This window comes from Microcystis sp. M49636_WE2 (assembly GCF_030065375.1).
In the GTDB taxonomy this organism is placed as follows: Bacteria; Cyanobacteriota; Cyanobacteriia; order Cyanobacteriales; family Microcystaceae; genus Microcystis; species Microcystis aeruginosa_C.
On the sequence record NZ_JASJFG010001062.1, the window covers coordinates 1 to 6,465 of the forward strand.

6 protein-coding genes are annotated in these 6,465 nt (G+C 37.1%); 2 read left to right on the forward strand and 4 right to left on the reverse strand.

The window, feature by feature from the left end; genetic code table 11:
• The first annotated feature begins 192 nt into the window (after positions 1–192).
• The gene (locus tag PX484_RS24650) at positions 193–996 is read left to right on the forward strand and encodes a nucleoside phosphorylase (protein ID WP_287765043.1); all 804 of its coding nucleotides are present in this window, start codon (positions 193–195) and stop codon (positions 994–996) included.
• On the opposite strand, the gene PX484_RS24655 is transcribed toward PX484_RS24650, so the two are convergent.
• Positions 993–1,118 (reverse strand): hypothetical protein, encoded by a 126-nt coding sequence (locus PX484_RS24655; protein WP_287765040.1) that lies wholly within the window; start codon positions 1,116–1,118, stop codon positions 993–995. The genes PX484_RS24650 and PX484_RS24655 overlap by 4 nt on opposite strands.
• A 275-nt stretch (positions 1,119–1,393) precedes the next feature.
• Here PX484_RS24655 and PX484_RS24660 point away from each other — a divergent pair, with 275 nt between their 5' ends.
• Entirely contained in the window at positions 1,394–1,753 is a 360-nt protein-coding gene (locus tag PX484_RS24660; protein WP_287765038.1) for a hypothetical protein, read from the forward strand.
• On the opposite strand, the gene PX484_RS24665 is transcribed toward PX484_RS24660, so the two are convergent.
• The 3 genes from PX484_RS24665 to PX484_RS24675 form a co-directional block, all read right to left on the reverse strand.
• On the reverse strand, positions 1,750–5,559 hold the full coding sequence (locus PX484_RS24665) for a CHAT domain-containing protein (protein ID WP_287765035.1): 3,810 nt from the start codon (positions 5,557–5,559) through the stop codon (positions 1,750–1,752). The genes PX484_RS24660 and PX484_RS24665 overlap by 4 nt on opposite strands.
• A 125-nt stretch (positions 5,560–5,684) precedes the next feature.
• Positions 5,685–5,906, reverse strand: coding sequence for a type II toxin-antitoxin system HicA family toxin (locus tag PX484_RS24670; protein WP_287765033.1), 222 nt, complete (start codon positions 5,904–5,906; stop codon positions 5,685–5,687).
• Positions 5,896–6,102 (reverse strand): type II toxin-antitoxin system HicB family antitoxin, encoded by a 207-nt coding sequence (locus PX484_RS24675; RefSeq protein WP_002740815.1) that lies wholly within the window; start codon positions 6,100–6,102, stop codon positions 5,896–5,898. The genes PX484_RS24670 and PX484_RS24675 overlap by 11 nt, the downstream gene beginning before the upstream one ends.
• Between the last annotated feature and the right edge of the window lie 363 nt (positions 6,103–6,465).

A 6,465-nucleotide genomic window follows, 5' to 3' on the forward strand; every position in this document is an offset into this window, starting at 1 on the left:
AAAAAACATCCTTTTGATGCCAATCCCTCAACCACAGTACAGGAATTAGTGCAAGAACTTAACATCAATAGTCGTCCTTAAGCTTGATTCTCTTTTGTCAATAATTAAATATTTAATTTTAATTGAAACCTAAAGTTGTTATAATAACTAAAAGCCTATTTAACCAAAGTAACTGCTCTTAATTTGATTTAAATGTCCAATAACTTATCTCACCAAAAACCCTATCATCTCAACTTTAGCAGTGAGGATTTAGGCACGGCAAAACCGACTATCACCCTATTATCGGGGGAACCAGAACGCTCACGCTATATTGCTGAAACTTATTTACAAAATGCACGTTTACTATCGGATTATCGCGGATTAAATAGTTATCTTGGCTATCTAGATAATTCTACCCCAATTCTTCTGGCTACCAGTGGCATGGGTGCGCCATCTTTGAGTATTGTGGTTAATGAATTAATACAGGTGGGAATTAAAACTATTATTCGTATCGGTACTTGTGGCGCAATTCAAAATAGAATAAAAATCGGTGATATTATTATCTCGCAAGCGGCTTTATGTAGGCAAGGTGCAGCTAATGATATTGCTCCTCCGGAATATCCCGCAGTGGCGGATCCTTTTTTGACAGTTGCTCTAGTCAAATCCGCTCAATTTTTGGGAGTAAATTATCATGTAGGTATTACCGCTTCTGTGGATAGTTTTTATGAAGGACAGGAAAGAATCCTGTCTTCTGCTAACCCTTATCTTCAGCGTCACTTAGAGGGAATCACGGAAGAATATCGACGTTTAAATATTCTCAATTATGAAATGGAAGCGGGAACTTTATTTAAAATGGCGGGGGTTTATGGATTTACTGCCGCTTGTGTTTGTGCTGTGATTGCCGCAAGAAGTAAAGAGGAAGGGATTAGTTTAGAAAGCAAACAACAGGCTATCGAAAAAGCGATTCAGGTGGCAATATTGACCGTTAGCAACCTCTCCCCATCCTCAATTGATTAACTTTCAGAAATCATCTTCATTAAGACTTCCTCTTTTTCCTGACTTTCGGGATAACAGGAGATAAGTTTAGCGCGTAATTCCTGGGACAAAATAATTGATCGCCTTGTATAATTAGGGTACATTAATTTGCTCAAAAAAGTGTATTTTTTGGCGAATATGTAATAATTTTTGACAAAAGTAAATTCTCACCCCAAAAAATTCGCTTATTCTTAGTCTTCTAAGCTAATTTTGACCGGATTAACTTGTCATCGGTAAAGTCAAAACCTTTAGCGACGAGACGATTATAAAGTTGCGGACAAGCTAAAGCGAGGGATTTTCCTCACGGCATTTGGTGGGATTAGGAGCTAATAAGGTGAGATAATGGGAAAAAATTGGTTTTAGCTTTAAGGATGGTATTATGTCAGACACAACGCAGTTAACACCGGAAAAAATTGCTCAGTACCGTATTCAATTTGCGGATAATACTGACGCTTTAGCCGCGCTTGATGTTATTGAAGAATGTGAAGGAAACTTACAAGACGCAATCATTTTAATGAGAATGCGCGAAACTGGAACAGAACCAGATAAAAGCTTAGATTTAGATGAATTAGCGACAAAATGTCGTCCTTTTATTTGTTCAGCCAAAACTAAAAAAGTCTTTAAACTGATTGGAATTGTCGCAGGATGTTTACAGTTTCCCGTTACTTTAGTTGTTCCCGTCGTTTTGTTTGTTGTCGAAGATATTGGTTTAGATGCTTTTTGTAAGGAGACAGATTAAAATCCTGTAGCAATAAAACCTGCCCAATAATAGGGATTTTTAAAGGGATAGGGTTGACGTTGACGAATTTGTTTCAGAGACTCGTTAAAAATTGGGCGTTTTCCTCCTCCCAGTTGATTGATGATTTTATCTAATTGGAGTTGAAATCTTTCTAATTCTTGTTCAAATTGGTCAAGGGTTAAGGTTTGTAGCCATTTTTGAGCATTTTTAAGACTAACTGCAATTTCACCTTTTTGGGGATTTTTGGGTAAAGTCTCATAAAATTTAATCAGTAAAAATGCAGTTGATAAATCATTTACTTTCCACAAACTACTAACAACGCTAGGACTACCTGCAAATAGAAAACCACTCGGTAAACCGATATATTCATCACTAATAGAATTAAGATCAATTAAACCAGTTTCGCAAGCAGAAAGCATGACAAGACGACAGTTTTTAAAATTCAGTTCAAAGATTTCTCCTAATCTTAAATAACCATCTTCTTGATCTGTTTTTTCTTTGGTAAGAATTAAAGCAGATTCTAAGGGTTTATTACGGTTAAATGTACCATGACAAGAAAAATGGATACAGTTAGCTAAGGGGAAGTTTTGATGAGTTTTGATGGCGATTTCAGTAGCGTTTTGTTTGGCTAAAATATCACTTTGAACAAACAAATTTTTAATGATTTCTACTTCTAAATCCGTAAAAAGTAGATTATTTTGGGGGTTTTGAATGGCAAAAAGGGAGTTTAAATCGTTTAATTGACGCTGTTGAGTAATTTTAAATAATTGACAACTAGGGGCATATTGAACATCATATTTATCTTGTAATATTTGATTGTCATTAATAGGTAAAGCATGAAGGGGTAAAATATGCAGAAACAAATAAGGAATAATAATTAAGCGTTTACAAGTATTTGGAATAAGTGCCAGAATATCATTAATATGTAGGGTATCTGAGAAGGTTTGCAGGAGGTCAGAAAGTTGATTTATCCATTCTTGATGGCCATTTTGGGAGTAGTAAAGCTGTAGATAATTATTAATTAAATCAGTTAATTTATCTCGATCATCTTCTGAAGATTCCCAAAGGTTAATATTTCCATCAGCAGATACAACAAAAGCGAGTATTTTCTCACTTGTGATATACCATTGCAAAAGACAAGTTTCAGCATCGGTTAAAGATAGAATGTCTTGAAAGGGAATAGGCTTAACCGTTTGAGTTAAGATAAAATCCTCATCTATTTTTGTTTTTGTTATTTCACGGTCAATGAATTGATTTAATTCTTGTTTTAATTTATTGAGGTGAGTATAGTCATTTAAGATAGGTTGTTTTTGTTGATCTGGGGTTAAAATTACTCCCCTATTGCGGGTTTGTTCTTGGATGGCTAACTGTTGTTCTTCCCCAATAATGGCACGACGGAGGCGATCTAATTCGGTAATAATCGTTTGGGGGATATTACCTTTAGGATAAATATCTCGATCGGTAAGCAGTTGGACTAGATAGCGGGTTTTGCTACGTTCAACGTATTCTAAGGCGCGATCTGGTTGATCGAGGTTGAGATAGGATTGAACTATGCCATGATAAACATCCATTGCATCGGAGAGAATTTCTTGTTGTCGTTGAGGGTTTAAGGCTTGGAGTAGGGTATTTTCTACTGCTTCGATGGCTAAGTTGTAGCCTTTGATGGCGGTTTCCCAGTCTTCGATAGAGTTAGCAGTCTTTCCTAAGTTTCGTCCTGTTCTTAAGCAGTCTATAGGAAAAGCAGTCGGGGTTAATACTTCTAATGACAGGTTATAAGCAACAATAGCTAACTCTAGATTATCTGCCCTTTCCCCTCTGATGCGATTTCCATAAGCTTCTCCCAGATTATTTTGTGTCATTGCCCATTTATCAGGAAAGGCTTCACGAGTATATACTTCTAAAGACAGGTTAAAAGCTGTAATAGCTAACTCTAGATTATCTGCCCTTTCCTCAAGAATACGATTTCTATAAGCTTCTCCCAGATTATTTTGTGACCTTGCCCAATATTCAGGAAAAGCTTCGCGGGTATATACTTCTAAAGACAGGTTATAAGCGGCGATAGCTAACTCTAGATTATCTGCCCTTTCCTCTCTGATGCGTTGATCATAAGCAGTCCCCAGATTATTTTGTGACCTTGCCCAATCTTCAGGAAAAGCATCACGGGTATATACTTCTAATGAAAGGTTATAAGCTGCGATGGCTAACTCTAGATTATCTTCCCTTTTCCCTCTAATGCGATTTGTATAAGCATACCCCAGATTATTTTGTGTTCTTGCCCAATATTCAGGAAAAGCTTCACGGGTTAAGACTTCTAAAGACAGGTTATAAGCTACAATAGCTAACTCTAGATTATCAGCCCTTTCCCCTCTGATGCGATCACAATAAGCATTCCCCAGATTATTTTGTGACCTTGCCCAATCTTCAGGAAAAGCTTCACGGGTATATACTTCTAAAGATAGATTAAAAGCCACAATAGCTAACTCTAGATTATCTGCTTTTTTCTCTTTAATGCGATCTAGGTAAGCACTCCCCAGATTATTTTGTGTTCCTGCCCATTCATAAGGAAAAGCATCACGGGTTAATACTTCTAAAGACAGGTTATAAGCCACAATAGCTAACTCTAGATTATCTGCTTTTTCCCCTCTGATGCGCTTTCGATAAGCATTCCCCAGATTATCTTGTAACTTTGCCCAATTTTCAGGAAAGCTATCACGGGTATAGACTTCTAAAGACAGGTTATAAGCTGCGATGGCTAACTCTAGATTTAGTCCCCTTTCCCCAAGAATGCGATCATTATAAGCAGTCCCCAGATTATTTTGTGTCATTGCCCATTCATAAGGAAAAGCATCACAGGTTCTTACTTCTAAAGAGAGGTTATAAGCTGCAATAGCTAACTCCAGATTATCTGTCCTTTCCCCAAGAATGCGATCATTATAAGCAGTCCCCAGATTATTTTGTGTCACTGCCCATTCATAAGGAAAAGCATCACGGGTTAATACTTCTAAAGACAGGTTATAAGCTGCAATAGCTAACTCCAGATTATTTGTCCTTTCTCCAAGAATGCGATGATTATAAGCAGTCCCCAGATTATTTTGTGTCATTGCCCATTCATAAGGAAAAGCATCACGGGTTAATACTTCTAAAGACAGGTTATAAGCTGTGATCGTTAACTCTAAATTATCTGCCCTTTCCCCTCTAATGCGATCTAGATAAGCGTTCCCCAGATTATTCTGTAACCTTGCCCATTCATAAGGAAAGGTATCACGGGTTAATACTTCTAAAACTATGTAATAGCCTGTAATAGCAATTTCCAGATTATTAGCCCGACTTCCCAAGGGAAACTGTTGAATATGAATACATAAATATTCAATAACCCCGGCAATCCCTGCTACTTCTTCTGCCTTCCCTTCAGAAAACAAATATTTAGCGAATTGTTGCAACAGTTGGGCAAAAGTATTATCTAACAGATGTTGACGGCGTTGTAGGATAGGATAAACCACCGCAGGATCATTACTCTCATATTCTGCTTGTAATACTTCTGATAAAAACGCCTGATATTCCTCTATAGTTCCCCCTTGAGGGTTGAGAAACTGCCCCAACTGTTGCGCCATATCCCGTAACCAAGCCGCATGATTATTATTTCCTTGTTCTTCTAAGCTTGTTGCATAGTTTTCCATCACCTGCAAAAATTGGGGATCAATTAATTCCTGATTTGCTTGTAGAATATTATTGAGTTCCTCATCATCAGTACAAGCAAGCAACTGTTCTATTAAATTAATATATGCTTGGGCGCGTTGTTCATTCATTGTCTGTACTGTAATTAAAATGATTGAATGAGGGACTATGATGTTTTTTGGCGGATGACTCTATGATAGGATGAGTCCCCTTGATATAGGGCGATTATGACACAGAATGCTATAGAGGATATTAACTATAAACGCTCAAACTCATCAACTCTTAATCCCGCTTGCCTTAAAATACTGCTAATTGTACCGATTGTTACCTCCTTATAACAGGGAACAATCGTTGTCATTTTTCCTTCGGGAGTATACTTGGCAAACTTAACATGACTCCCCTTTTGACTAATAACTTCAAACCCTGCCGCTTCCAACTTGCGTTTAATCTCACGATAAGATAAAGGCTTAAGCGGCATTGATTTCTACCTCTATCTTCTGTAATCGGGGAATAACTGTTGCACAAGGCGGTTCAAAATGTAATTCTAAAGCCTCTTGCAGATTGTTTAACGCCTCGGTTTCTGTTTCCCCTTGACTAGCAACATCAACCTCTAAACATTGGGCAACAAACCAATTATCTTCTTGAAAAATTCTCGCTGTAAGTACCTGTCTCATTTTCACTTTCCTGATTGAGCTTTCCATGATTATAGGTCAGGCTAGAATGACAGTCAATTAAATAATCATATAGATCATGCTTTAGACTTCTACATAACAAGATTCTATACTTTATATCCCGTAACCAAGCAACAGGAGTATTATTTCTTTGTTCTTCTAACCCTGTTGCATAGTCTTCCATCATTGTCTGTACTGTGATTGATGTGATTATGTGATGGACTTTGATTTTTTTTGAGAGAGACCAACCTTATGATTTAACGTGATACAATAAATATTCGTGATTGTCAAGGGGGGTCGCTGCCAAATTTGTTTGATATATTCCAAGTTTCTGCCTTAGAACATATCAAACAAATTACTTTTCTG

Coding starts and splice junctions, on each gene's coding strand:
- PX484_RS24650 (WP_287765043.1), top strand. CDS start 193: ATGTCCAATAACTTATCTCACCAAAAACCCTATCATCTCAACTTTAGC.
- PX484_RS24655 (WP_287765040.1), bottom strand. CDS start 1,118: ATGTACCCTAATTATACAAGGCGATCAATTATTTTGTCCCAGGAATTA.
- PX484_RS24660 (WP_287765038.1), top strand. CDS start 1,394: ATGTCAGACACAACGCAGTTAACACCGGAAAAAATTGCTCAGTACCGT.
- PX484_RS24665 (WP_287765035.1), bottom strand. CDS start 5,559: ATGAATGAACAACGCGCCCAAGCATATATTAATTTAATAGAACAGTTG.
- PX484_RS24670 (WP_287765033.1), bottom strand. CDS start 5,906: ATGCCGCTTAAGCCTTTATCTTATCGTGAGATTAAACGCAAGTTGGAA.
- PX484_RS24675 (WP_002740815.1), bottom strand. CDS start 6,102: ATGAGACAGGTACTTACAGCGAGAATTTTTCAAGAAGATAATTGGTTT.